This is a genomic window from Rhodoferax sp., from assembly GCF_030653815.1.
In the GTDB taxonomy this organism is placed as follows: domain Bacteria; phylum Pseudomonadota; class Gammaproteobacteria; order Burkholderiales; family Burkholderiaceae_C; genus Rhodoferax.
The window spans coordinates 1-23,043 of record NZ_JAURYQ010000014.1 but is presented as its reverse complement, the minus strand read 5'-3'; the positions used below and the strand labels follow the sequence as shown (position 1 = coordinate 23,043).

General features: G+C 61.7%; 22 protein-coding genes. 6 read left to right on the top strand and 16 right to left on the bottom strand.

Annotated elements, in window-relative coordinates:
* Positions 1-167: 167 nt before the first annotated feature.
* Genes Q7U49_RS04215 through Q7U49_RS04205 form a run of 3 tightly spaced genes read left to right on the top strand, consistent with a single transcriptional unit; the run spans position 168 to position 3,979 of the window.
* Positions 168-1,169, top strand: a complete 1,002-nt coding sequence (locus tag Q7U49_RS04215; protein ID WP_304762509.1) for a YCF48-related protein — start codon at positions 168-170, stop codon at positions 1,167-1,169.
* A complete protein-coding gene (locus tag Q7U49_RS04210) occupies positions 1,166-3,529 on the top strand; it encodes an RND family transporter (protein ID WP_304762508.1) in 2,364 nt (787 codons plus the stop codon). The genes Q7U49_RS04215 and Q7U49_RS04210 overlap by 4 nt, the downstream gene beginning before the upstream one ends.
* A gap of 9 nt (positions 3,530-3,538) precedes the next feature.
* Entirely contained in the window at positions 3,539-3,979 is a 441-nt protein-coding gene (locus Q7U49_RS04205) for a nuclear transport factor 2 family protein (RefSeq protein WP_304762507.1), read from the top strand.
* Between the two features lie 122 nt (positions 3,980-4,101).
* Here Q7U49_RS04205 and Q7U49_RS04200 read toward each other — a convergent pair whose 3' ends face one another.
* From Q7U49_RS04200 to Q7U49_RS04140, 13 genes are all read right to left on the bottom strand, one after another.
* Complete coding sequence (locus Q7U49_RS04200) at positions 4,102-5,655, bottom strand: DUF1302 domain-containing protein (RefSeq protein ID WP_304762506.1); 1,554 nt, start codon at positions 5,653-5,655, stop codon at positions 4,102-4,104.
* Between the two features lie 22 nt (positions 5,656-5,677).
* Positions 5,678-7,060 (bottom strand): DUF1329 domain-containing protein, encoded by a 1,383-nt coding sequence (locus Q7U49_RS04195; protein ID WP_304762505.1) that lies wholly within the window; start codon positions 7,058-7,060, stop codon positions 5,678-5,680.
* Between the two features lie 178 nt (positions 7,061-7,238).
* On the bottom strand, positions 7,239-8,945 hold the full coding sequence (locus Q7U49_RS04190; RefSeq protein ID WP_304762504.1) for a class I adenylate-forming enzyme family protein: 1,707 nt from the start codon (positions 8,943-8,945) through the stop codon (positions 7,239-7,241).
* 4 nt (positions 8,946-8,949) lie between these two features.
* A complete protein-coding gene (locus tag Q7U49_RS04185; RefSeq protein ID WP_304762503.1) occupies positions 8,950-10,089 on the bottom strand; it encodes an acyl-CoA dehydrogenase family protein in 1,140 nt (379 codons plus the stop codon).
* A 39-nt stretch (positions 10,090-10,128) separates the two neighbouring features.
* Positions 10,129-11,316 carry an acyl-CoA dehydrogenase family protein gene (locus Q7U49_RS04180; protein WP_304762502.1) on the bottom strand — a complete coding sequence of 396 codons (1,188 nt, stop codon included), beginning with the start codon at positions 11,314-11,316 and terminating at the stop codon, positions 10,129-10,131.
* A 20-nt stretch (positions 11,317-11,336) separates the two neighbouring features.
* Positions 11,337-12,380 (bottom strand): MBL fold metallo-hydrolase, encoded by a 1,044-nt coding sequence (locus Q7U49_RS04175; RefSeq protein ID WP_304762501.1) that lies wholly within the window; start codon positions 12,378-12,380, stop codon positions 11,337-11,339.
* Entirely contained in the window at positions 12,377-14,185 is a 1,809-nt protein-coding gene (locus tag Q7U49_RS04170) for a long-chain-acyl-CoA synthetase (protein WP_304762500.1), read from the bottom strand. Before Q7U49_RS04170 ends, Q7U49_RS04175 begins: the two co-directional genes overlap by 4 nt.
* A gap of 28 nt (positions 14,186-14,213) precedes the next feature.
* The gene (locus tag Q7U49_RS04165; RefSeq protein WP_304762499.1) at positions 14,214-15,395 is read right to left on the bottom strand and encodes an acyl-CoA dehydrogenase family protein; all 1,182 of its coding nucleotides are present in this window, start codon (positions 15,393-15,395) and stop codon (positions 14,214-14,216) included.
* A gap of 23 nt (positions 15,396-15,418) precedes the next feature.
* Positions 15,419-16,597 carry a lipid-transfer protein gene (locus Q7U49_RS04160; protein ID WP_304762498.1) on the bottom strand — a complete coding sequence of 393 codons (1,179 nt, stop codon included), beginning with the start codon at positions 16,595-16,597 and terminating at the stop codon, positions 15,419-15,421.
* A gap of 27 nt (positions 16,598-16,624) precedes the next feature.
* On the bottom strand, positions 16,625-17,032 hold the full coding sequence (locus tag Q7U49_RS04155) for a MaoC family dehydratase (RefSeq protein ID WP_304762497.1): 408 nt from the start codon (positions 17,030-17,032) through the stop codon (positions 16,625-16,627).
* 4 nt (positions 17,033-17,036) lie between these two features.
* A complete protein-coding gene (locus tag Q7U49_RS04150) occupies positions 17,037-18,140 on the bottom strand; it encodes an acyl-CoA dehydrogenase family protein (RefSeq protein ID WP_304762496.1) in 1,104 nt (367 codons plus the stop codon).
* Positions 18,141-18,151: 11 nt separating this feature from the next.
* Positions 18,152-19,129, bottom strand: coding sequence for a bifunctional MaoC family dehydratase N-terminal/OB-fold nucleic acid binding domain-containing protein (locus Q7U49_RS04145; RefSeq protein WP_304762495.1), 978 nt, complete (start codon positions 19,127-19,129; stop codon positions 18,152-18,154).
* Between the two features lie 57 nt (positions 19,130-19,186).
* Positions 19,187-19,966 carry an SDR family oxidoreductase gene (locus tag Q7U49_RS04140; protein ID WP_304762494.1) on the bottom strand — a complete coding sequence of 260 codons (780 nt, stop codon included), beginning with the start codon at positions 19,964-19,966 and terminating at the stop codon, positions 19,187-19,189.
* A gap of 112 nt (positions 19,967-20,078) precedes the next feature.
* On the opposite strand from Q7U49_RS04140, the gene Q7U49_RS04135 reads away from it, so the two are divergent.
* The 3 genes from Q7U49_RS04135 (at position 20,079) to Q7U49_RS04125 (ending at position 21,584) form a co-directional block, all read left to right on the top strand.
* Complete coding sequence (locus tag Q7U49_RS04135) at positions 20,079-20,891, top strand: enoyl-CoA hydratase (RefSeq protein WP_304762493.1); 813 nt, start codon at positions 20,079-20,081, stop codon at positions 20,889-20,891.
* Positions 20,892-20,994: 103 nt separating this feature from the next.
* Positions 20,995-21,267: a type II toxin-antitoxin system CcdA family antitoxin gene (locus tag Q7U49_RS04130; RefSeq protein ID WP_304762492.1), complete on the top strand. Its 273-nt coding sequence runs from the start codon at positions 20,995-20,997 to the stop codon at positions 21,265-21,267.
* The gene (locus tag Q7U49_RS04125) at positions 21,267-21,584 is read left to right on the top strand and encodes a CcdB family protein (protein ID WP_304762491.1); all 318 of its coding nucleotides are present in this window, start codon (positions 21,267-21,269) and stop codon (positions 21,582-21,584) included. The genes Q7U49_RS04130 and Q7U49_RS04125 overlap by 1 nt, the downstream gene beginning before the upstream one ends.
* 12 nt (positions 21,585-21,596) lie before the next feature.
* On the opposite strand, the gene Q7U49_RS04120 is transcribed toward Q7U49_RS04125, so the two are convergent.
* The 3 genes from Q7U49_RS04120 to Q7U49_RS04110 all read right to left on the bottom strand — a co-directional run.
* The gene (locus Q7U49_RS04120) at positions 21,597-21,953 is read right to left on the bottom strand and encodes a nuclear transport factor 2 family protein (RefSeq protein ID WP_304762490.1); all 357 of its coding nucleotides are present in this window, start codon (positions 21,951-21,953) and stop codon (positions 21,597-21,599) included.
* Positions 21,954-21,969: 16 nt separating this feature from the next.
* Positions 21,970-22,743 carry an SDR family oxidoreductase gene (locus tag Q7U49_RS04115; RefSeq protein ID WP_304762489.1) on the bottom strand — a complete coding sequence of 258 codons (774 nt, stop codon included), beginning with the start codon at positions 22,741-22,743 and terminating at the stop codon, positions 21,970-21,972.
* Between the two features lie 68 nt (positions 22,744-22,811).
* Positions 22,812-23,043 (bottom strand): FAD-binding protein (locus Q7U49_RS04110; protein ID WP_304762488.1); only part of this gene is annotated, 232 nt, incomplete at its 5' end.

The following is a 23,043-nucleotide window of genomic DNA, read 5'->3' as shown; positions in this document are numbered from 1 at the left end:
GCAACACAAAGTGTCTGTCTCATCGTCCGACAAGACTACCTTTTGAACCCCTGCAAGCCGACCCATGATGGTCCTTTCGGACGATGCAAGAATGACTGCAGCGTGAAGAATACGGCCTATTCAAGCTGCCTGACACACGTCACGGCCAAATTCGAAGGAGACAATTCGTGAGAACCCTAGTTGGATTGGCCATGGCTGCCCTGGTGGCCCTGGCGGCGGCCCAGGCCTTTGCGCCCCGCAACACACCGCCGCTGGCAGCAACCCGGCTGGCAGTCGACAAAATGCACTTCAACACCCTTGCAACGTCCTCGGCAGGCCTGCTGGCGGGCGGCGAACTTGGGCATATTCTGATTTCCAGGGACAAAGGCAAAAGCTGGCAGCCCACGCAGCTGTCGCATGACCGCCAGGCCCTGATCACCCAAATTGTGTTCGACAAAGACGGGCTGACCGGCATGGCCGTCGGCCACGAGGGCTGGATTCTCGGCACCCGCGACGGTGGTCTGAGCTGGAGCGAGCTGCAATTCCAGGAGAAAAACGGCGAACCACTCATGAGCGTGGCGCGACTGCCTTCCGGCAACTGGATCGCAGTGGGTTCCTTTGGCCGCGCGATCCAATCCAGCAACGAGGGCAAGGACTGGACCGCCCTTGAGTTTCCGGATGCCAAAGTAGACGACAAGCACCTCAACCGGATCGTCGGTTCAGCCGACGGCCAGCATTGGCTGATCGTGGGTGAGCGCGGCCTGGTCTTGCGCTCGGACAACCAGGGTCAGGACTGGAAAACTGTGCCCGAGTTCTACAACGGCTCTTTTTACAACGCACTGTCGCTGCCCAATAGCGGCTGGCTGGCTTATGGCATGCGCGGCAACGCCTATGTCAACCAGGGCGACGCCCTCTGGACCCAAGCCACCATCCCTGCTCCGGTGGCTTTCTTTGGCCACGCGGTGTTGCCCGACGGCCGGCTTCTGCTGGTCGGACAAGGCAGCATGCTGGCGACCAGCAGCAACCAGGGGGCGGCATTCAGCCTGACCCGACTCAAGGGCCGGGCCACGCTCACCGACATTCAATTACAGCCAGACGGGACGGTCTGGATCGCAAGCGATGCAGGCCTGCAAATGCACCGCACTGACACCACTGAAACTGCCAAAGCCACCACTGGAGTTGCACCATGACCCTCAGAGCACCCGCGACCCGCATCGAGCGGCTGATTGCAACCATCGCACATCAGCTGATCAACTGGCGCAAATCCATTCTGGTCCTGACCGTTTTGCTCAGTTCGCTGCTGGGGGCTTCGGCCCTGCGCACCCACCTTGATGCCGGCTTCAACAAGCTGATCCCGATGAGCCACCCGTACATGCAGGCTTTCCTTGAGCATTCCAGCACTTTTTCCGGCGCCAACCGCGTCATGGTGAGTGTGAAATGGAAGGGCGAAGGCGATATTTTCAACGAGCGCTTTCTTCATGTGCTGCGCAACGTGACCGACGAGGTGTTCTTTATCCCAGGCGTCAACCGTGGCCAGTTGTATTCGCTGTACACGCCCAACGTGCGCTACGTGGAAATCACGGAAGACGGGTTTGTTGGTGAAGTCATCATTCCGTCACGCTTCACGCCCGATGTCCAGGGCTTGGCGCAGGTGCGGTCCAACGTGGCCAAATCCGGCCAAATTGGCCGACTGGTCGGCAATGACCTCAAATCGGCGCTAGTGCGTGCGGACCTTCTGGAAATCAACCCCGAGACGGGTGACCGCCTGGACTACAGCGATGTGGCGAAGCGCCTGGAAGACATCCGGACCAAGTTCAATGGTCCCGATATCGAAATCCATATCGTCGGATTTGCCAAGGTGCTGGGAGATGTCATGGAAGGGCTGGTCATCGTGATCAGCTTCTTTGCGATTGCCTTCACCATCACTGCCCTGCTGCTGCTGGCTTACTCACGCTCGCTCAATCTCACGCTGCTGGCACTGGTAGTGGCCTTGCTGCCGGTGCTCTGGCTTCTCGGCCTGCTGCCACTGGGCGGCTATGGCATTGACCCCATGTCCATCCTTGTGCCATTCCTGATTTTCTCGATCGGGGTATCCCATGCGGTGCAGATGACCAATGCCTGGAAATACGAGGTCAGCATGGGCGTTGATTCAAAAAATGCTGCCAAGAATTCTTTCCGGCGGCTGGCAGTTCCAGGCACCTTGGCACTCTTGACCAATGCCCTTGGCTTTATGGTCATCATGCTGATCGACATCCCGATCGTGCACGAGTTGGGGGTGACCGCCTGCCTTGGCGTCACGCTGATGATTCTCACCAACAAGGTCATTTTGCCAGTCGCTCTTTCCTACCTGCCCGGACAGGCATCAAAGGACAAGGAGCCCGCCGACAGCATCAAGCTGCATCCCGTCTGGTGGCGGGTGTCCGCCCTGGCCGAGCCCAAGCCCGCCTTGATCACACTGCTGGTGTCGGTGCTACTGCTGGTCGGTGGCACCGCCCTGTCACGCCACCTGCTGACCGGCGACATTGGCGCAGGTGTGCCCGAATTGCGCGAGGAGTCGCGTTACAACCGCGACAACAGCGCCATCGTGCGCGACTATTCCATTGGCATGGATGTGCTCTCGGTCTATGCGGAGACCCAAAATCTTGATGAAGCTTGCCTGAACTGGCCAGTGATGAATGCCGTGGAGCGCTTTGACCTGACCATGCGCGGTGTTGACGGCGTTCGCTCCGTCACCACGGTGGCCGGCCTGGCCAAACTGGCCACCGGCGGCAGCAACGAAGGTAACCCGCGCTGGGCCGCGCTGCAACGCACCGAAGCGGCTTTGCGCACTGGTGCCAAGGCAGCCAACCCCGAACTCGGCATGAACAACGAGAGCTGCAAGGTCATCCACCTGCAGCTCTATCTCAAGGACCACGAAGGCGCCACCCTCAAGCATGTCGTCACGGAAGTGAGCAAGTTCATCGAAGCCGACAAGACGCCCAACGTCAGGTTCCGTCTTGCCGGCGGCAACGCTGGGGTGGCCGCCGCAACCAACGAAGCCGTCGAACACGCCGAGGTCAACATGCTCGCCGCCATCTTCGGCGCCATCGCGGTGCTGTGCTGGCTGACCTTTCGCAACTGGCGCGCCGTGCTCTGCATCGTGGTGCCCTTGACCCTGGTCTCGATTCTGTGCAATGCCTTGATGGCCGTCGCCGGCATTGGCCTGAAGGTGGCCACGCTGCCCGTGGTGGCGCTGGGCGTAGGCGTGGGTGTCGATTACGGCATCTACCTGTTCGAACGTATTCAGCACGAGATCGACGATCTGGGTGCCACCTTGCGTCACGCCTTTTACGAGGCCATGGTGCAACGCGGCACCGCTGCCGTGTTCACCGCCATCACCATGTCGATCGGCGTGGGCACCTGGTTCTTCTCGGCCCTGAAGTTCCAGGCCGACATGGGCATCCTGCTGGCCTTCATGTTCCTGGTCAACGTGCTGGGTGCGATCTTCCTGCTACCCGCCATGGCCTGCTGGCTCGGGGTGGGCAAGCCCGAAAAAGCCGGCAAGCAATAGAAACCTGCCTTGAACGATCTGGAACACCTGCTGCTCGAACGCGATCTGCACGAGGTGCTGTGCCGCTATGCCCGGCTCTGTGATGAACGCGACTGGTCGCGGATAGACGCGGTGTTCAGCGACAGTGCCCATGCCGAATACGGCGGCTGGCCCTTGCGGGATCGCGCGGCCATTCTCTCGATGCTGCGCAAACACCTGGGTGGTTGCGGCCCGACCCAGCATCTGCTGGGCAATCTGCAGGTCGATGTGACCGACAGCCATGTCAGCAGCCGAATTTCAGTGCGTGCAGCCCACCGCGGCAGCGCCGAGCTGGCACCGCTGTACTATGAAGCCATTGGTGAATACCATGACCAATGGGAACTCACCCCGGCAGGTTGGCGCATTTCGTTTCGACAGATGCACCTGCTGCTGGAAACCGGCAACCGCGCGGTCTTGCGGCCAGCACCCTGAACACCTTGCTTGCGGCCGCCCTGCGCAACTGGCGATGACCTCGCACTGCACTTGCTTCAGTTGCACAAATTTTGAGTCAAAAAAAGCCCGGTTTCCCGGGCGTTTTTTTAATTCATAAATCCTCAGAACGAGTATTTCGCGTTGAAAGACAATTGGTCGCGGTCGGTGGACAGCCGGTTGCCCGGTGTTGCCGTGGAGGCACTGCCGTTGTAACCCAGGTAAGTCACGCCCAGCGACAAATTACCTCGGCGCGTGAAGGTGGCGCCAATGCTGTAGCGTTCATCTTTCTCGCCATTCAGGGAGGTGCCAATCAGCGTGCGGCCATCAAGCTGCCTGGAGTAGCTGATCGGCACGCTCAGGTCCCAGCCCTCAAAGATGCCGGGCCAGGAAAGGGCCACCGTGCCTGCAAAAGCAAGGCCCGAATCGGTCTTGAAAGTCAGGCCGCTTTCGGGCACACCGTAGTTGCTGTACTTGACCGATGAAAGTTCGCCCAGCACCGTGATGGCATCCGCAAAGCTGGTGCGGCCCACGTTGTACATGGTGCCGATGTTGATCTGGGTGGCGTCAGCACGCTGGGGTGTTCCAAGGGCGCCCACCAAAATCGGAGTGTCCTTTCGCAAGCTGACTTCGCCGTAGGTGGTGAAGCTGCCAAACGTGGTGCTGACCGTGCCGGCCAGCATCTTGACATCGTCATGGTAGCGAATGTTATAGCTGCCGGTCGTCGGGCCAGTAGGCTTCATGATCGGTAGCGGCATCCGGTCGTTGTAGCTCAGGTAGTACAGTCCGGCCTCGGTCTCGTCGGTGACGCGAAAACGTGTACCAATGCCCCACTGGCCGGTGTCGCCAGGAACAATATCGGCCTGGCGGGTCATGCCGAAGCACGTCGAGCCAAAGTACACACCAGCACACACGGCGCCATTGCCAGTGACATCCGAGGTGCTCATGAACGAGCCAGCGGCTGGCGCCAGCGTCTCGTGAAAGCCGTATTGCGCCTGCGCCACCACCGTCCAGCGCGGCGAGATCTCGAAGCTGGCCGAGATCTGGTCCTCGGGCAGGATGGAGTCTTTTACCTCGGTCCCGGGAACGGCTGCCTTGGTGCCATCAAACGGGCCTTGAGCCGCAGCGATGTTGGGAAAGTACAAGGCCTCGCCCCAATTGACCACGTGGCGCCCCAGGCGCACGGTCGCGCGACTCGTATCGCCCAAGTTAAAGGATGTGTAACCGTACGCATCCAGGATGCGGCTGTAACCGCCGTGGTAGCGTTTGGTGTCGTTCGTAAATTCATTGAACGGAGCCGGTTTGCTGACCCGGTTGGGGTTCGCCGCAGACGGATTGTTGTCATTGGTGCCGTGGTAAACCGCATCATAGAAGCTGCTGGCCGACAGCACAAAACCGCTGTCCCCCTTGGACAACTTGCTTTCGAACAACAGGGCGAGCCGGTTGGCCGTGAGTGCGCCCTTGGCAAAATTGTTGTTGCCGTCATTGCCCGCGGCACTGGCGGCGAGCACGGCGTCGGGGCTTTCCATGCGCTGCGCCAGGGTGTAGTTGGCGTTGACACGCCATTCCAGCTTGGCACCGTTTTCGAATTCAATGGTTTCACCGGCATGGGCGGCGGCACCGGCTGTCAGTGCCAGCACCGCGGCGGCGACAGGGGTAAAGAGGAGACGAGTTTTCATAATGAGTAGTCCTTGAAGGGGATCAGTTGCCTGCCGAGCGAGCGGATTCAGGAGTGAACATGGCGTCCTTCAGGTCGCCCTTGTTGAGCACCGGACCCTTGTCACGTTCCTGGAACAGGTTGTAGCCGATGTAGCTGCCTGCGTTCAGGTCATGGTAGAAGCTGGTACCCGCCTGCCAGCCATTGATGTCGAAGGCGTAGTAGTAGTTGATGTAGGCGTACTGCCACAACTGGCCACGGGCGTCATAAAAATCAGACATCACGGCATGCCAGGTGTCCTCGTCGAAGTAGATCACGCGTTTGGCATACAGGTGGCGGTAACCTTCCTTGACGGTGCCTTCCACCACCCACACGCGGCGTGCTTCCCAGCGTATGAAATCGGGGTTGGGCACACCGACTTTGAGCAGGTCTGCGTACTTGACGTCCTTGCCGTGCACCTTGTAGGCATTCGCCGGAATGAACACCTCGCGCTTGCCCACCAGTTTGAAGTTGTAGCGCTCGGGCGAGCCATTGAACAGACGGTCAGAGTCAATCGTCATCTTGCCACCGCTGCCGCCAATAGGCTGGTCAAAACCATATTCGGGCACGATGCGAACGCGACGTGTGCCAGGATCGTAGACCCAGGCCAAACGCTTGTCTTTGCCAAAATCCAGCGGCTCCTGCGACACACTCATGCCGCCCTTGTCGCGCTCGGGCAACAAGGTCTTGACGCGGCTCTTCGCCATCAGTCCTTCGAGCGGTTTGCCGATCTCGCCCGGCGCGCCAACAATGTTCAGGCTACTGTTGTCCTGGCGGCCCCACGTGATGTTGCCATTGGACAGGACGCCGGCAAAATCGCGCACTGTGGTTTCGGTGAACGCGCGGTAGGGCGTCATGTTGTTCATGATGACCTCGTTGCCGTTCTTTGGCATCGGGAACGGAATCGCACCCTTGAAGCCGCCCTTGACGCCCATGCCTGTTTCAGTGAGCTCCGCGCTCAGGGCGTTCTTCTTGGCGATCTCACAGACGGAATCGGGGTGGCGGAAGTCGCGGCGGCTCTGGTACACGTCCATGCGCGCAGCTTTTGGAAACTTCGCAAAAAGTGCCTTCTGCCCCTCGGTCAAGCGGTCCGCATACTGGGCCATGTTGTCGGCCGTGATGCTGAACAGCGGTTTGTCATTCGGGTAGGGGTCCACCGGGTGCTGACCCACGTGCGGGGTGTACTGGATTCCCGGTGGGGTACCCAGCCACTTGCCGGAGAACTCGGGGATTCTGCCGTCTTTGCTGGCCGCTTTTTCAGCACCGAGACAGGTCAGCTCCTTGCCAAGTTTGTCGGCTTCAGCGGCGGGCACTTTGGCCAGTGCTGCGCCAGCAGTTAGCAGGCTCATCGCAACGACGATGGGCGCGTAAGTCATCACATTTTTCATTCAAGTTTCCTTCGGTAGGGATAGCTGATCATTTGCCGCTGGATGCGACTGTCGATACAGTTGCTGAAGCTGGCAGGCATCCTGCGCATACAAATGTTTCGACCTTGTTATTGTTGGCGCGGTGGTCCGTCGCTTCATCGTCTAATTAGACTAATGGTGGACCCTAATCCCGCAATACTCAAGTTTTTAGCAATTCGCGTTTGAGCACGGTCTTGAGCATCTTGCCTGCCGGATTGCGAGGCAAGGGCTCATCGCGCAAGTACACCCGAACTGGCACCTTGTAGGCGGCCAGATGCGCGGCAACGTGGTCACGTACGGCGGCCTGCGTCAAGACAACACCTGGTTGCGTCACCACCACTGCCACCACCGCTTCACCAGTCACGTCATCAGGCTGGGCAAAGACGGCTGCCTCGACCAGTCCGGGGTGTTGCAACAGGCAGGACTCGACCTCGGCGGCGGCAATTTTTTCGCCATTGCGGTTGATCACGTCCTTGATGCGGTCCACCACGCGAATGAAGCCGTTGGCATCCAGAAAACCAATGTCGCCGCTGCGCAACCAGCCATCGCTGAACACGGCGGCAGTGGCTTCGGGTTGGGCCCAATAAGCCTGCATTACTGTCACTCCGCGCAACCACAACTCGCCGGCCTCGCCGGCAGGCAAAGGGGTGCCATCGAATTCAGCCACCCGCAGCTCAATGATGGGCGACAGCAAGCCTGATTTATCCGGGTAGGCCTTGAACAAGCTGCCCGCTGCAGCTGCGCCGACACCGTTGGTCTCGGTCATGCCAAAACCAACGCCGTTCATGCCGTCGCCACGGCGCTTGAGCACCTCGTCAATCAGGCGCTGCGGCAAGCCGGCGCCGCCAAACCCGATGCCCATCAGCGTGCTGGTAAGTGCGGGGTCGTCAAAGCCGGGTTGGGCCAGCAATTGCTGAACCATGGCCGGTGCCCCATTGAATTGGGTGATGCGCTCGGCCCTAATTGTTTCGAGCGCTGTGGCTGGATCCCAACGGTGCATGAACACCAGGCGACGGCCGTGGCGCAAGGAGGCCAGCAACTGCGCATGTAAGCCGCTGACATGGAACAGCGGCACAGCCGTCAAAGTGGTGGGCTGCAACCGGCGCGCCATCATCACCGCGATCACTGCGGGCGAAGTCATGGCCGAAATCGCCCCGATGTAGTCAATATTGAAAAGTGCCTGACACACGGCGCGCTGGGTAGAAAGCACCCCCTTGGCCTTGCTGCTGGCCCCCGAGGTAAAGAGAATCAGCGCGGGATCATCGGCCTGCAAAGCTGGGCTGACCATCACGGGCCCGCCCGGACTGATCAGGGCCGCCCAGTCCGGGGTGCCGGACGACGGCGCATCGACCACGATGGAACGGCATCCGATAGCAGGCAGATCAGCAGCAACACGCTCATGACGGACCTGGTCGCAGACCAACAGCACGGGCTGAACATCGCGCAGGTTGTCCATCAATTCGTCATGCAAGCCAAAGCTGTTCAGTGGCACCGGTATCGCACCCAGCAGTGCCACGGCCGCAAAGGCCACAGCCCACTCAGGACGGTTGCGCATGGCAATCGCCACCCGGTCTGCCTTTTGCACGCCGTGATCGGCTTGCAAGCGCCCGGCCAGCGCATCGACGGCGGCAAAGAATCGGCCGAAGCTCCAGCGATCACCTTCATAGACCATGAATTCGAGATCAGCATGGACACGCCCGGCATTGATCAATGCGGGCAAACTGCTGGAGGCATGGCGGTAGACCTGCATCGCCTGGCCATTCACCGCAATGGTTTCAAGCTCGAACGGGGCACCTGGCCCGGTCAGTTGGGCGCGGCATTGCGCCGCGCTGGCGAGCAAATCAGAATGAGACAAATGGGTCGTCATGGCTTTAAAACCTTTTCAGTTGAGCATAGCGATTGCGGTGATACAAACCGTCGCCCAAGCTTTGTTGCAACACCCGGGCACGCTTGACAAAGAGGCCCAGGTCAAACTCGTCGGTGACGCCAATGCCACCGTGTAATTGAATAGCCTCGTTGGCGATTTTTTCACACAAATCGGCGGCCCGTGCCTTGGCCAGGCTGGCCAGCAGCGGCAACTCAGGGTCCGCCGCGTCGATCGCCGCCAGTGCAGCACGGACACAGCTCTCCAACATTTCCAGCTCGACATACAGCCGGGCGACCCGGTGCTGCAAGGCCTGAAAGCTGCCGATGACCACGTCAAACTGGACCCGCTCCTTCAGGTAACTGACGGTGCGCTCAAAGACCTCGCGCACCACGCCAAGCGCCTCGGCCGCCAGGCAGGCGCAAGCCCGGTCAAGCGCCGCATCAAGCGCCTGTTTGACATCGCTGGCCTCATTCAGGCGGTGATCGCCCGCGACTTGCGCACCCGTCAGGGTCAGCCGGGCATAATTTCGGCTATCGGCCAGACAGGTCGGCGCCAGCGTCACGCCGGGCTGATCGGTCTCAACCACAAACAGGCCCAGACCTTCGTCTTCGCCTGCTGCGCCGAGCACACGGGCCACCACCATCAGTGCCTGGGCGCCGATACCGTCCATCACAAACCACTTCTCGCCATCCAGCACCCAGCCGGCATCCTGGTGCCGGGCACGGGTGGTAATGCGCGTCGGGTCGTGGCGTCCACGCTCATCGAGCGCCAGCGCCATGCGCGCTTCGCCGGTCATGAGGCCGGGCAGCCAGCGCGCCCGTTGCGCCGCGTCACCGGCCGCCAGCAGCAACTCGCCACACAGGGCCACCGAGGACAGCAGCGGCAAGGCGGCCAGCGTGCGCCCCATGGCCTCAAAAACGGCACCCAGCCCCATGTAACCCACAGCCAGGCCAGCCTCGTCTTCCGGAAAAACGGCTGCAGGCCAACCCAGATCAATCACCTGTTGCCACAGCGCCGTGTCATAAGCCAACGGCGCACGGGTGTCGCGCAGGCGGCGCTGCAAGCTCACGGGCGACTGGGCGGCGAGGAATTCGCGGGCACTGTCAGCGAGCTGTCTTTGTTCATCATTCAGCAAAAAATTCATCACATGGCTCTCTGTTGTGTTGTGCTTGCATCATTTGTTTTAACCCGGCATCCCCAACACGCGCTTGGCAATGATGTTGAGCTGTACCTCACTGCTGCCGCCCGCAATGGTGGTGGTCTTGGCCAGCATCCACTGGCGGCCAATGTCATGCTCGTCCTGGCTGAACTCCGGCCCCTCCCAGCTCAGGCCGCGCAGCCCCATGACTTGCATCAGCAACTCGTACTTGGCTACCTCTTGTTCGGTTTGCACCAGTTTCATGATGGAGAGCGGGCCGCTGACATCCATGCGTGCCATACCCTGCGCCATGACCCGGCGATGGGTCAGCGAGAACGCATGGGCATCCATCAGCAGTCCGGCCAGGCGGTCGCGCAACACGGGCTCGCAAACGGCACCGGTCTCGTCGAGCAGGAAGGGCCGTGCCACCGCCAGCGCATCGTGAGAGGGCGCTGCACCCTCGCTGAACTTGGACATGGCGGCACGCTCGTGTTGCAGCAATTTCTTGGCCACGGTCCAGCCGCCATTGAGCGGGCCGACCAGTTGTTTCGCTGGCACCCGTACCTCGTCAAAAAATACCTGGCAAAAACTCGACTTGCCGCTGATGAGTTCGATCGGCTTGACGGTGATGCCCGGGGCTTTCATGTCGATCAGCAGGAAACTGATGCCTTCTTGTTTACGCACCGTGGTGTCGGTGCGCACCAGGGCGTACATCCAGTCGGACTTGTCGCCGTAAGAGGTCCAGATTTTTGAGCCATTCACGATGAAATCGCCGTGCTCGTCCTTGCGCGCAGACGTCTTCAGGCTGGCCAGGTCGGAGCCGGCATTGGGCTCGCTGAAGCCCTGACACCAGCGCGCCCGACCCTGCATCATCGGCACCAGGTGTTCCAGCTTTTGCTCTTCGGTGCCCAGCTCCAGCAGTACCGGACCCAGCATCCAGACCCCCAGGTTGAACTGGGGTTGGCGGCAACCCAGGCGCTGCATCTCTTCATCCACAATGCGCGCCTGCTTGGGCGACAGGCCACCGCCGCCATAAGCGGCAGGCCAGCCTGGCGCAAACCAGCCGCGGTCGCGCATGCGCTCGAACCAGACGCGCTGGTCCTCGTTACCAAACTCAACTAGCGAACCGCCCCAAACCATGCCATCGGCGGTCAGCGGCTCACGCATGGCGATCGGGCAATTGGCTTCCAGCCATTGCCTGGTTTCATTGCGAAATGTATCCATGTCTTGCATAAAAGCTTCCTTGCGTTTTGTTAAGCCAGCCTGAAACGGTAAACACCATCTTCATCGAGCACACGACGCAGCACGCCAGCGTAGCGCAGCCACGACAGGTGCGCAATGGTCTCGCCCAGGGCCAGCATGTCGTCCACCGGCCCCCGCAAGCGCGGAAACAGGCACAGCATGGCCTCAAATGCGGTGCAAGCCTGGTGTTCGGCCAGGTGCTCCCGCAGCATGTCGAACTGGCGCTGATGGTGTTCGCGCAGCTCCTGGGTGCGCGCATGCAGCCCGCGAAATACCCGCTCGTGTGAGGGCAACACCAGCGTGTCGGGCGCCAGCCCCTCCAGACGGGACAGCGAGTCTAACCACAGCTGCAGCGGATTGGCCTCGGGCTCGATGCTGGTGACCAGCACGTTGGAGCTGATGCGTGGCAGCAGCTGGTCGCCCGCAATCAAAATGCGCTCCTGCTCGCAGTACAGGCAGGCATGTTCAGGCGAGTGGCCTTCGCCAATGACCACACGCCAGTCGCGCGTGCCGAGCCGAATCACGTCGCCCCCGCGCAGCCGCGTGAACGACTGCGGTTGCGGGGCCCGGAACGGGTCCTGACGCATGGCGTTCCACATGCGGTCCAGCCGCTCCTGGGGCAGCCCGGCACGTTGGTAAAACAGCATTTGCGACGGTGGCAGGGGGTCGGGTATGGGCTCGGACAACGCACGCATCATGAAGTATTCACCATGCGTCATGTGCAGCGGAATGTCAAAGCGTTCGCACAGCCAGCTCGCCAGCCCGGCATGGTCATAGTGCATGTGGGTGCAGACCAGACGAACGATGGGCAGGCCTTGCAGGTGCTTGGCCGCGATATGTTCCCAGCGCGCGCGTGCGGTGTCGGTGTTCAAGCCGGTGTCGATCAGGGTCCAGCCCGCGTCGCCGCGCAGCAGGTACACGTTGATGTGGTCCAGCGCCATCGGCATGGGCATGCGCGCCCACAAGATGCCCGGTGCAATTTCGACCACCGAGCCATCGGTGGCTGGTGCCTCAAACGGGTAGTCAAGCACGGCGCTGGCATGCAGGCGCGTCATGCCGAAGTGCTCCGCAGCAGGCTGGCGGTTTCCAGCGGCACATAGGTTTTGGCCTTGTCGTCGCGCACAAACAACGGGTCGCGTACGAGCGCCTGGTCAAAGCCCTCGCGCTGCAAATCGACCTTGCGCAACTTGTAATTGCCCGTCATGTCGGCGGTGGCGGCAAGGCGCAAAAACAGCGGTGCGGCGTAGCGCGGCAGGCGCGCCAGCGCCAAGGCCCAGAACGCCGCCGGGTCAAAGCTGGCGCCCGGATGCAGCACCAACGCAGCCATGCCGGCGCGCCCGTCATGGCCCGGCACACGTACGCCGTAAATGGTCAGGGCATCCAGACCCGGAAAATCTCCCAGGGCATCAGCCACCTCAGTGGTCGACACGTTCTCGCTCTTCCAGCGGAAGGTGTCGCCAATGCGGTCGACAAACCAGCAATAACCGTCGGCATCGCAGCGCAGCATGTCGCCTGAGGACCACCAGGCATCACCTTTCTGGAAGACGTCGCGCAAGATTTTCTTCTCGGTCGCCTCCACGGAGGTATAGCCCTCAAAGCGGCCCGCCACGATGTCGGGGTAGTCATAAATCATGCCGATGGCCTCGCCCGGCTCGTCGATGTCGGCGAGTTGCATGAAGCCGTTGGCGTCGCGCGGGTGGCTATCGGTCTCAATGTCGTAACGCACCAAACGCAGATTGGTCTTGTCCCAAAATGGGACACGGCCACAGGAACCGATCCGGTTGTCCAGGTTGATGGTGCTGGCATTGGCTTCCGTCGACCCCCACCCCTCAAAAATCTGGGTCTCACCAAACCGATCCACCCATTGGTTCCAGACCTCGGGCGCCATACCCGTGCCGGTCATTTTTCGCAGGGTGTGATTCTTGTCGTCCGGACTAGCGGGCGTGCTGAGCAGGAAACGGCAGATTTCGCCCACATACTGGCACATGGTGACACCATAACGCCTCACGTCACCCCAGAATTCACGCCGGCTGAACTTGCGCCGCACCGCCAGGCTGGCACCCGCAGCCAGGGCCGTGGCGGTGGCCGACATGGAAGCGGCACCGTGGTACAGCGGCAGGAAGCAATAAATGCAGTCTTCAGGCTTAACCTCCCAGACCTCTTTCATGCTGGCACCGGCCATCAGCCAGCGCGCATGGCTGATGACGGCAGCCTTGGGCAGGCCGGTGGTGCCCGAGGTAAAGACGTACTGGGCGGTATCACCCGCCACCAGGCCGGCGCGCCACGCAAGCGGCGGGTTGGTCCGTGGTGCCGCCTGGACCAACGCGCCCAGGTCAAGCGCGCACAGGGCACGCTGCGCGGGTGTGGCGGGATGCTCCACGTCAGGCCAGAGCCAGCAACGCAGATCTGCGGGCAAGCCAGGGGTCGTGGCGAAGTGGGGCAGGCACTCTTCGCCGACGATGACCGTTTTGGCCCCCAGCACGTCCAGGGCGTGTGTCAGCACTTTGCCACTGACATGGGTGTTGATGAAGGCCACCACGGCGCCGAGCTTGCTCAGTCCCATCCAGGCAAAGAAAAATTCAGGCCGGTTTTCCATGGCCAAAGCCACGGTGTCGCCCTTGCGCACGCCCAGTGCCTGCGCCGCGTGGGCGACCTGGTTGACGGCTTCATTGAACTGGCTGTAGTTCCACCGCTGGTCACCGTAATAAATGCAGGGGCGCGCACCGAACTGCTGCGCACACGCCTCGACACGCTCGGCGGTGGTGTCCGTTTGCGAGGCCCGAAAGGCCATGCTCACTGCCGCACGGCGGTCGAGCTTGGCCTGTGTCACTTCACGCGGTACGGTATTTGCTGCTGTCACGTGATCTCCTTTTTTAACGGCTTCAATGTCAGCGCACCGGGCGCGGCATACCCAGGCCAAACTGCGCGATCAACTCGCGCTGGATTTCATTGGTGCCGCCGCCAAAGGTGTTGATGGCGGCCGAGCGCAGCTCGTACTCCAGCTCACCCATCAAAAAGGCGGCGCTGGAGCCGTCACGCACCAGGGCGCTGGATCCGACGATGTCCATCAAGCGGCGCAGGATGTCCACCATGCCTTCCGAGCCATAGACCTTGGTGGCAGACGCCAGCGCCACGTCCATGCCGCCCGCGTCCAGACTGGCCGCGATACGGAAATTGATCAGGCGCATGGCCTCCATCCGCGCATAACATTCAGCCAGCGCGCGACGCACCCAGGGCTGATCGACCGCGCGGCGGCCCTGCTCATCACGGGCCTTGGCCCACAACAAGACTTTGCGAAACGGCCCAAACACCTTGTCGGCCCAGGAACCCAGGCCGAGGCGCTCATGGTTGAGCTGGGCGGTGATCAATTTCCAGCCACCATGCAACTCCCCCACCAGCCGGTCGGCGGGCACCTCGACGTTGTCGTAGTAGGTGGCCGAGGTGTAATTACCCACGGTCTGGATCAGCGTGTGCGACAAACCCGGTGCGCCGGTGTCCAAAATGAGCAGCGAGATGCCCTTGTGACGCGGCAGGTCCGGGCTGGTGCGGGCCGCCAGCCAGACATGGTCGGCCGCCTCGATGCCCGAGGTCCAGAGCTTGGCGCCATTCACAATGAAACGGCCGGTGGCCAGATCGCCCTCCAGGCGGGCCTGCGTTTTCAGGGTCGCCAGGTCAGAACCGGCCTGCTGCTCTGAGTAACCAATCGCAAAAATCGTCTCACCCAGCGCCATGCCCGGCAGGTAGCGCGCCTTTTGCGCCGCGGTACCGAACTCCATCAGGGCCGGCCCCACGGTGCTGATGGTCACGAAGGGCAGCGGTGCGCCCGCGATATTGGCCTCTTCAAAAAAGATCAGCTGCTCCGTGGCCGAAAGACCCTGGCCACCAAAAGCCTTGGGCCAGCCAATGGCCAGCCAGCCGTCCTGGCCCATCTGGCGAATGGTCTGGCGGTAGTCGTCGCCGCTTTCGGCGCCGCGCAGCGTGACGCGCAACTCGGGCGTCATCAAGGCATTGAAGTAGTCACGCACCTGCAGACGCAGGCGGTGCTGTTCGGGGGTTAAATCGATGAACATGGGTGTTGCTCCTGCTGGATGAATCAGTCGACGCCAAGGATCAGGCCGCTGGTCGGCACGCCGGTACCGGCCGTGACCAGCACGTTGTGCACATTGGCCACCTGGTTGACGGCACTGCCACGCACCTGGCGCACGCCTTCGGCGATGCCATTCATGCCGTGGATGTAGGCTTCGCCGAGCTGGCCGCCGTGGGTGTTGATGGGCAGGCTGCCGCCGCGTGCATGCTGGCCGGCACGGATGAAGTCTTTCGCCTCGCCCCGCTTCACAAAACCAAACTCTTCGAGCTGGGGCAGCACAAAGGGCGTGAAATGGTCGTAAATCACGGCGGTCTGGATGTCCTGCGGCGTCAGGCCGCTTTGCTGCCAGAGCTGCCTGGCGACCAGGCCCATCTCGGGCAGGCCGGTGATGTCCTCGCGGTAGTAGGAGGTCATGATTTGCTGGCCATCGCTCATGCCTTGCGCCGCGCCCTTGATGATGACGGGCTTGGCGCGCAGGTCACGGGCCCGCTCAGCAGACGTGATGACCATGGCCACCGCACCGTCAGACTCCTGGCAGCAGTCCAGCAAATGCAGCGGTTCACAAATCCAGCGCGAGGCCTGGTGGTCGGCCAAAGTGATCGGCTTGCCATAGAAGAATGCCGCCGGGTTGGTGGCGGCAAAATCACGCGCTGCCACCGCGACCCGGCCGAAGTCTTCGCTGGTCGCACCATACGTGTGCATGTAGCGCTGGGCAAACATGCCGACCCAGGCCGCCGGGGTGTGAAAGCCGTAAGGCATGTACCAACCGTAATTGACGTTCTCGACAATCGGCGAGGAACCAAAGCCGTAATTGCCGTTGCCAAAGCGGTACCAGCTGCGCTCGTTCATGGCACGGTAGACCACCACGGTCTTGGCAATGCCGGTGGCGACCGCCATGGCGGCATGTAACACCGGGGCGCAAGCCGCGCCACCGCCGTGCGGCACCTGGGAGAAGAACTTGATGTTGTTGGCGCCCAGCAGGCGGGCGATTTCGTACTCGGGCACCTTGTCAATCGAATAGGACGAAAAGCCGTCCACTTCAGAAGGGTCAATGCCCGCCTCGGCCAGCGCCGCCAGCGTGGCCTCCATGGCCAGTCTGATCTCGGTGCGACCCGAGTTCTTGGAAAATTCCGTGGCGCCAAGCCCAACAATGGCGGCGCGACCGGAGATGTTTGTGTCGTTCATAGAGGGAAGATTCCTGGTCATGCCACGTCAGGGAAGGCGCACACGCACCGTGCCGGTGACGTGATTGCCCATCGAGTTTTTGCCTTTGAGCGTGATCTCCACACTGCGGTCGGCATCGCGCTTGTCACTGACCGTGCCGCTGAAGGTCATGGTGTCCCCCGGAAAATTGGGCGCGCCCAGTTTGATTTTCAGATCACAGAACACGCCGCCCGGACCACACCAGGCTTCCACAAAGCGCTGCACCAGCCCGTTGGTGGTCAGGATGTTCATGAAGATGTGCGGTGTGCCCAAGCCACGCGCGGCTTCCAGGTCGTGATGGCCCGGAAAATAGTCACGTGTGGCAATGGCGCCACCCGCGATCAGCGGCACCGTGATGGGCACGGCCAGCGGCGGCAACTCAGTGCCAAGCGCCACACTGTCAAAGCCTTGGGTCATGAGATCAGTTTTCGGCGAGGTCATATTTCCATCCCAGGGTGTCGTTGTCCGCCAGCCAGTTGCCCAGCTTTTCGAGGTGCTGTTCGGTACCGCCCAGCGTGCTGCCCAGCGCGCGGCTCCAGTACAAAAAGCGGTGGATCGGGTACGTGAGATCAACACCAATGCCACCGTGCACATGCTGTGCCATATGGCCGACGCGGTGGCCGGTGTCGTTGGACAGGGTGCGTGTGGCCAGCGCCTGCGGCTCACAACCCAGGCCGGCATCCAGGCGATACACCAGCTGGCTCAGCGAACTGCGCAGCGCCTCTAGCGCGATGTAGCCATCGGCCATTTGGCCGGCCACCAGCTGAAAGCTGCCAATCACCCGGTCAAACTGTTTGCGCTCGCTGACGTACTCGACCGTGCGCCGCAGTTGCTGCTCGGTCACCCCCAGCTGTAATGCCGCCAGTGCGGCAATCGCGCGCTGCTCGACCCAGACGGTGGCCTCAACAGGTAGCAGCGCCAGCACGGCAGCAGCATCACAATGCACGTCCGCCAGTCCCAGGTGGTGCTGACTCAAACCCGTCTCAAGCCGAACTGCTGGCTGGCTCAGATCAACCAGAGCAAGGCGCAAGCTGCCCGCATCGTCGGCAGCCAGCAGGGCAAACGATGCCTGCCCAGCCAGCGCCACCGCCGGTGCCAAGCCAAGCAGTTGGCCATCCCGCACCTGCAAGGCCGGCCCCCGGGACGCCGACAAGGCGGCCAGCGACAGCGCCAGCGGTTGACCCGCCAGCGCCTGCGCCAGTGCGTCAGCACTGGCTTGCGGTGCGAACCGGGCCAGCGCCGCCGCCGCCACCTGCTGTTCCCACAAGGGCACCAACGCCAAGGCCCGGCCCTGCTGCTCCAACACGGCCAGCAGTTCGGTCATGCCCAGCCCCAGACCGCCGTCAGCCTCAGACAGAATCATGGTGTGCAAACCGGCCGCGACGCATTGCTGCCACAAATCGTGCATGAAGGGCGCGCCAGAAACGTCATGTTTGCGCAGTTGTTCATCGCTGCAAAAATCAGCGAACAAGCCTTGTGCCATGTCGGCAAAGGCGCGCTGGTCCTCGGAAAATTGAAAATCCATCTTGGAGGTCCTCAGTCAGCGGCCACCGGCCGGAATTGGGGCAACACCAGGTCGCCATCAAAGGTATTGAACTCAACTTGCACCGTAGCGCCAATCTGCACAGCGCCGGGCTTGACACCGACCAACTGCGAAATCAGCCGCACCCCTTCCTCAAGTTCGATCAGGGCAATCGGGTTCGGGTGATCAAACGGTGGCACCTCGGGGTAATGCATGACCACAAAGGAATAGACCGTGCCGCGACCGGACGCTTGCAGCGTGTCCCACTCAAACGAGTGGCAGCTCGGGCACACCGGGCCGGGCGGGTGACGCAATGCACCACAGCTTTTGCAGCGCTGGATCAGCAGCTTGCCTTCGCGTGCGCCGTCCCAGAAAAAGCGTGTGTCGTCGCTGATGCCCGGACGCGGGCGTTTGACGACCGGTGCAACAGCTGGCGCCGCCTGATCGGTGGCGGGCTTGTTCGCAGCCGCCGGACGAAACTTGAAGACACGGAACAACAGCTGCCCGACTTGCTCGTCCGCGCCCTCGCCTTGCTCTGAAAAGAAGGTCATGATCAGCGTGACGAAATAGCCGGTGCCCAGACCAGTGGTTTTTTCTTCCCCCACGCTCTCCAGCAGGGTCGTGTAATAAACGCGCTCGCCCTCGTGCAGGTAGCGCGCGAAGCTCAAGTCAGAGTTCACCGCCACCACGGCCGGGAAGCCCTGCGCTTCAAACAGCTTGAGCACCTCATAGGGGTTCTCGGTAGTGGAGCCAGGCGGGTAGTTGTTGGCGTGCATGCCCTCCATGCACCAGACCTGCAGCATGGCAGGCGGCGCCAGCACCAAGCCTCGTGGCGCCTGGTGCGCCGAGCTGGCCACAAACGCCGGGTCGGTGTAGAGCGGGTTGTCCACCCCCATCACCTCGCACCATTGCCGGATCATCGGTGCATTCACCTTGTCCCATGCATAGACACGCCCATACACCTTGCCCACGAGTGCGCGGACATCTTTCATAAACGCTTGTTCAGCCAAGACTTTCTCCTTGTTGTGAGGCCATTGCCATTGCCATCGTCATGCCTTGCCCTTTTGGGCCGCCTCCAGAAACGCCGGCTTCTCGCCGCCGCCATGCAACAGCAAATTGGTGCCGCTGAGGTAGGAAGCGCGCGATGAAGCGACAAACAAACACGCCTGCGCCACATCAGCCGGCTCTGCGAGGCGACCGGCGGGAATCGTGGCAGCAACCGCCGAGATTCCCGCGGCATCGCCGTAATGCAAATCGGATTGCTCGGTGCGCACCAGCCCCGGACTCACCGCCACCACGCGCACCTTGGGCGCCCATTCCACGGCCAGTGACGAGGCCAGACTCAGCACCGCCGCCTTGGCAGCGCCATAAGCCGCCGTACCGGGCGAGGGGCGCATGGCGCTGACACTGCCAATCAAAACAATGACGCCGCCTTGCTCCTGGCGCTGCATGACCCGATTGGCGGCCTGCGCCGTGTGCAGCGCGGCAATGAAGTTCAGGCGAATCACACCCTCGTGAAAACGTGGCGACACCGTGGCCGCCTCCACCGATGGACTGCCGCCCGCGTTATGAATGACGACATCGAGCCGGCCATGCTGCTGCACGATCGAGTCCATCAGCGCCGCCAGCGCCTCAGCGTCCCGTACATCACAGGGCAAAAAACTGGCGCTGCGCCCTTGGGCCGCGGGCAGGGTCTCGGGCGTGCTGCGGGCGCAGACCACTACGGTGGCACCCGCGGCCAAAAAGCCTTCTGCAATGCCGCGCCCGATGCCCTTGGTGCCACCGGTGACAAGAACCACACGCTGATCAAAATCTGGATTTGTATTCATATGGTCTTGAATTTAAGTGCTGCAGCTGTTGCCAGATACGTCCAAAAGGACGATGTCGCGGCACTTTGGAAGAACGACGATCCGGTGGTGCCATCACCCACAGGACCTCTGCATGATTTCCAGCGCCCCATTGCCACCGTCTGCCAGCCCGACAGCTCCAGAAATTCTTCTCGACTACCCCAGCGACGGCGTGGCCGTGGTGCGGCTGAACCGCCCTGAGGCCACCAACGCGCTCAGCCTGACGCTGCAGGCCCAGCTCTCAGAGGTCTTTGGCACACTGAGTGCCGACGAGCGCGTGCGCGCCATCGTGCTGACCGGTGGCGAACGCGTTTTTGCCGCCGGTGGCGACATCAAAAGCATGGAGGGTTGCGGCGCCATCGAGATCATGCAGCGCCACACCGAGCGCGTCTGGGCCCCGATTGAACGCTGCCCCAAACCCATCATCGCCGCCGTCTGCGGCTACGCCTTTGGCGGCGGGGCCGAATTGGCCATGCACTGCGACGTCATCCTGGCCGGCCAAAGCGCCAGCTTTTCCCAGCCTGAAATCCGCATCGGCATCATGCCCGGCATCGGCGGCACCCAGCGTCTGGTGCGCGCCGTGGGCAAGTTCAACGCCATGCGCATCCTGCTCACCGGCAAAGCGGTCAGCGCCGAAGAAGCGCGCATCATGGGGCTGGTCAGCCAGGTGTTGCCAGATGACCAGGTCTTGCCCGAAGCGTTGAAAATGGCGCAGCTGATTGCGGCCATGCCACCACTGGCAGCCATGCAAATCAAGGAGGTGGTGCTGGCGGGCGTGGATGCCTCGCTGGAGGCCGCCCTGATGCTGGAGCGCAAGGCCAACCAGTTGCTGTTTGCCACCCGCGACCAGAAAGAGGGCATGCAAGCCTTCATCGAGAAGCGCAAGCCGGAGTTCAAGGGCAACTGAAACGGCGATAGGGTTGTTGGCCACGGGTAAAAGAACAAAAACAGTGTGTCGATTAAATAGTCGCTAAGATATGCGCATCATTTAATGCGCATTGAGAGTCAATATGTCTGCCATTCAAACCACCGCAGCAAAACGCAGCGTCCGAGTTCGTCAACCCTTAAAAAGAGCCACCAATTTGAGCTTGAGCGCCGACGTACTCGACGCAGCCAAGGCCCTTGAACTCAATATCTCGCAGGTCTGCGACAGCTACTTGCGTGAACTGGTGGCGCAAGAACAGCGGCATCGCTGGCGAAGTGAGCATGCTGATTTCATTGCTGCCTATAACGCCACGATCGGAACTGAAGGTCTGCCGCTGGATCAGTGGAGAACTTTCTGATGGCGCGTTTTGATGTGTACCCCAACCCGGGTGCACAGACCAGAACCACGCCGTATTTACTCGATGTCCAAAGCGATTTGCTCGACAGCCTGGACAGCCGCATGGTGATTCCGCTACGCAGCCTGGATCACTTTGCACCAGTCAAACTCCCCACCCGATTGACACCGGTGTTCAACATCCTGGGCAAGGACTACTTGCTGGAGACACCCAAAATGGGTGCAGTGCCCCAGCGCATCTTGAAAGACTGCGTCGTTTCACTGGGTGATGATCAGGCGCGCATTACCGCTGCGTTGGACTTTTTGTTCCAAGGTTATTGAACGCGAGCGTTGTCACCCCCCAAAAAAGGCCCGCATCTGCACGATGCGCCCGGCCTCATTGAAGCGGAAATGGTCAATCGGGCGAATCACCACCGGCTGGCCATTGAACACCAGCGACACGCTGAATGGGAAAACCGCCTCATTGGCCACCGCCCGCACCGGCCCTTCCAGCGCCACCACCAGTTTCATGGCCACCGAGGCGGCATAAAAGTCTCGGATCGCGGCAAGGCCGCGCCGGGGCTCGGAGCCCACCGGGTCCTCCACCACCGCGTCGTCAGCAAACAGGGCGACGATGGCGTCCAAGTCGGCGGCGTTGAGCGCCCGCACGTACTCGTGCACGGCAGCCTGCATCTGCTCGGGGTTCAGCATGGTTGGCTCCGGTCTGTCAGAACTGCGTCGGACGCATCAGCGCGTCCACGCCACCATCGACATAGAACTGCGCACCATGCACAAAGCTGGCCTGCGGACTCATCAAGAAGGCGATCACCGAAGCCATCTCGCTGGGGTCGGCGCGGCGCGCGATCGGGGCGACAAAGTTCTTGATCGATTCGCTGTAGCGCGGGTCGTCCAGGCCGGCCTGCAACAGCGGGGTTTCCGTGGCACCGGGTGCCACCGTGTTCAAGCGCACACCGGCCTTGCCCCAGGCGGCGGCGCGGCGGCGCACGGCCACGGTCAGGGCATTCTTGGAGCCGGCGTAGGCCAGATTGCCACCGTGTTCTCCGGCACCGTTGACGATGGCGTTGACCCGGGCCTCGTCACCGGCCTCGCAGGCGGCGGCCAGCGGATTTTTGTCCCAGGGCAGGTGCGCCGAGGCGACAGAGGAAATCACAACCGCCGCCGGATTAACGCCTTTTTGCAACGCCGGCAGCAAGGCATCGAGCAACTCGACTGCGCCAAAGTAGTTGACCGAGGCCACCAGGCTGACCGGCTTGGTCTGCACACCAAGCCCCGCGCACAGGACCAGTCCGTCGAGCACGCCGCCACAGCGCGCCAGCGCCTCGGCAATGACGGCCTTGCGGCCCTCGGCGCTGGAGAGGTCGCCGATGATATCGGCATTGCGCAAATCGACGCCAATGACGATATGGCCAGCCGCCAGCAGCGCTTGACGGGCCGCAGCGCCGATGCCGGAAGCAGAACCGGTGATGAGGGTACAGGGCATGAAATGACTCCTTTGTGTGATTGAAATGATGACTCGCGACCAGGGCGACAACAGACCAGGTTCAGGCCTCAGTGTGCCAGCGCCTGGGTGAGTTCAGGCACGGCCACAAACAAGTCAGCTTCCAGGCCGTAATCGGCCACGCTGAAAATCGGCGCCTCAGGGTCCTTGTTGATGGCCACGATGACCTTGCTGTCCTTCATGCCGGCGAGGTGCTGGATGGCACCACTGATGCCCACCGCAATGTAGAGCTGGGGCGCCACGATCTTGCCGGTCTGGCCCACCTGCAGGTCGTTGGCGGCG

Bases quoted from the DNA above. Each gene is read 5' to 3' on its own strand.
- Q7U49_RS04210 (WP_304762508.1), top strand. From the start codon at position 1,166: ATGACCCTCAGAGCACCCGCGACCCGCATCGAGCGGCTGATTGCAACC.
- Q7U49_RS04200 (WP_304762506.1), bottom strand. From the start codon at position 5,655: ATGAAAACTCGTCTCCTCTTTACCCCTGTCGCCGCCGCGGTGCTGGCA.
- Q7U49_RS04195 (WP_304762505.1), bottom strand. From the start codon at position 7,060: ATGAAAAATGTGATGACTTACGCGCCCATCGTCGTTGCGATGAGCCTG.
- Q7U49_RS04190 (WP_304762504.1), bottom strand. From the start codon at position 8,945: ATGACGACCCATTTGTCTCATTCTGATTTGCTCGCCAGCGCGGCGCAA.
- Q7U49_RS04185 (WP_304762503.1), bottom strand. From the start codon at position 10,089: ATGAATTTTTTGCTGAATGATGAACAAAGACAGCTCGCTGACAGTGCC.
- Q7U49_RS04180 (WP_304762502.1), bottom strand. From the start codon at position 11,316: ATGCAAGACATGGATACATTTCGCAATGAAACCAGGCAATGGCTGGAA.
- Q7U49_RS04175 (WP_304762501.1), bottom strand. From the start codon at position 12,380: ATGACGCGCCTGCATGCCAGCGCCGTGCTTGACTACCCGTTTGAGGCA.
- Q7U49_RS04165 (WP_304762499.1), bottom strand. From the start codon at position 15,395: ATGTTCATCGATTTAACCCCCGAACAGCACCGCCTGCGTCTGCAGGTG.
- Q7U49_RS04160 (WP_304762498.1), bottom strand. From the start codon at position 16,597: ATGAACGACACAAACATCTCCGGTCGCGCCGCCATTGTTGGGCTTGGC.
- Q7U49_RS04155 (WP_304762497.1), bottom strand. From the start codon at position 17,032: ATGACCCAAGGCTTTGACAGTGTGGCGCTTGGCACTGAGTTGCCGCCG.
- Q7U49_RS04150 (WP_304762496.1), bottom strand. From the start codon at position 18,140: ATGGATTTTCAATTTTCCGAGGACCAGCGCGCCTTTGCCGACATGGCA.
- Q7U49_RS04145 (WP_304762495.1), bottom strand. From the start codon at position 19,129: ATGAAAGATGTCCGCGCACTCGTGGGCAAGGTGTATGGGCGTGTCTAT.
- Q7U49_RS04140 (WP_304762494.1), bottom strand. From the start codon at position 19,966: ATGAATACAAATCCAGATTTTGATCAGCGTGTGGTTCTTGTCACCGGT.
- Q7U49_RS04135 (WP_304762493.1), top strand. From the start codon at position 20,079: ATGATTTCCAGCGCCCCATTGCCACCGTCTGCCAGCCCGACAGCTCCA.
- Q7U49_RS04130 (WP_304762492.1), top strand. From the start codon at position 20,995: ATGTCTGCCATTCAAACCACCGCAGCAAAACGCAGCGTCCGAGTTCGT.
- Q7U49_RS04125 (WP_304762491.1), top strand. From the start codon at position 21,267: ATGGCGCGTTTTGATGTGTACCCCAACCCGGGTGCACAGACCAGAACC.
- Q7U49_RS04120 (WP_304762490.1), bottom strand. From the start codon at position 21,953: ATGCTGAACCCCGAGCAGATGCAGGCTGCCGTGCACGAGTACGTGCGG.
- Q7U49_RS04115 (WP_304762489.1), bottom strand. From the start codon at position 22,743: ATGCCCTGTACCCTCATCACCGGTTCTGCTTCCGGCATCGGCGCTGCG.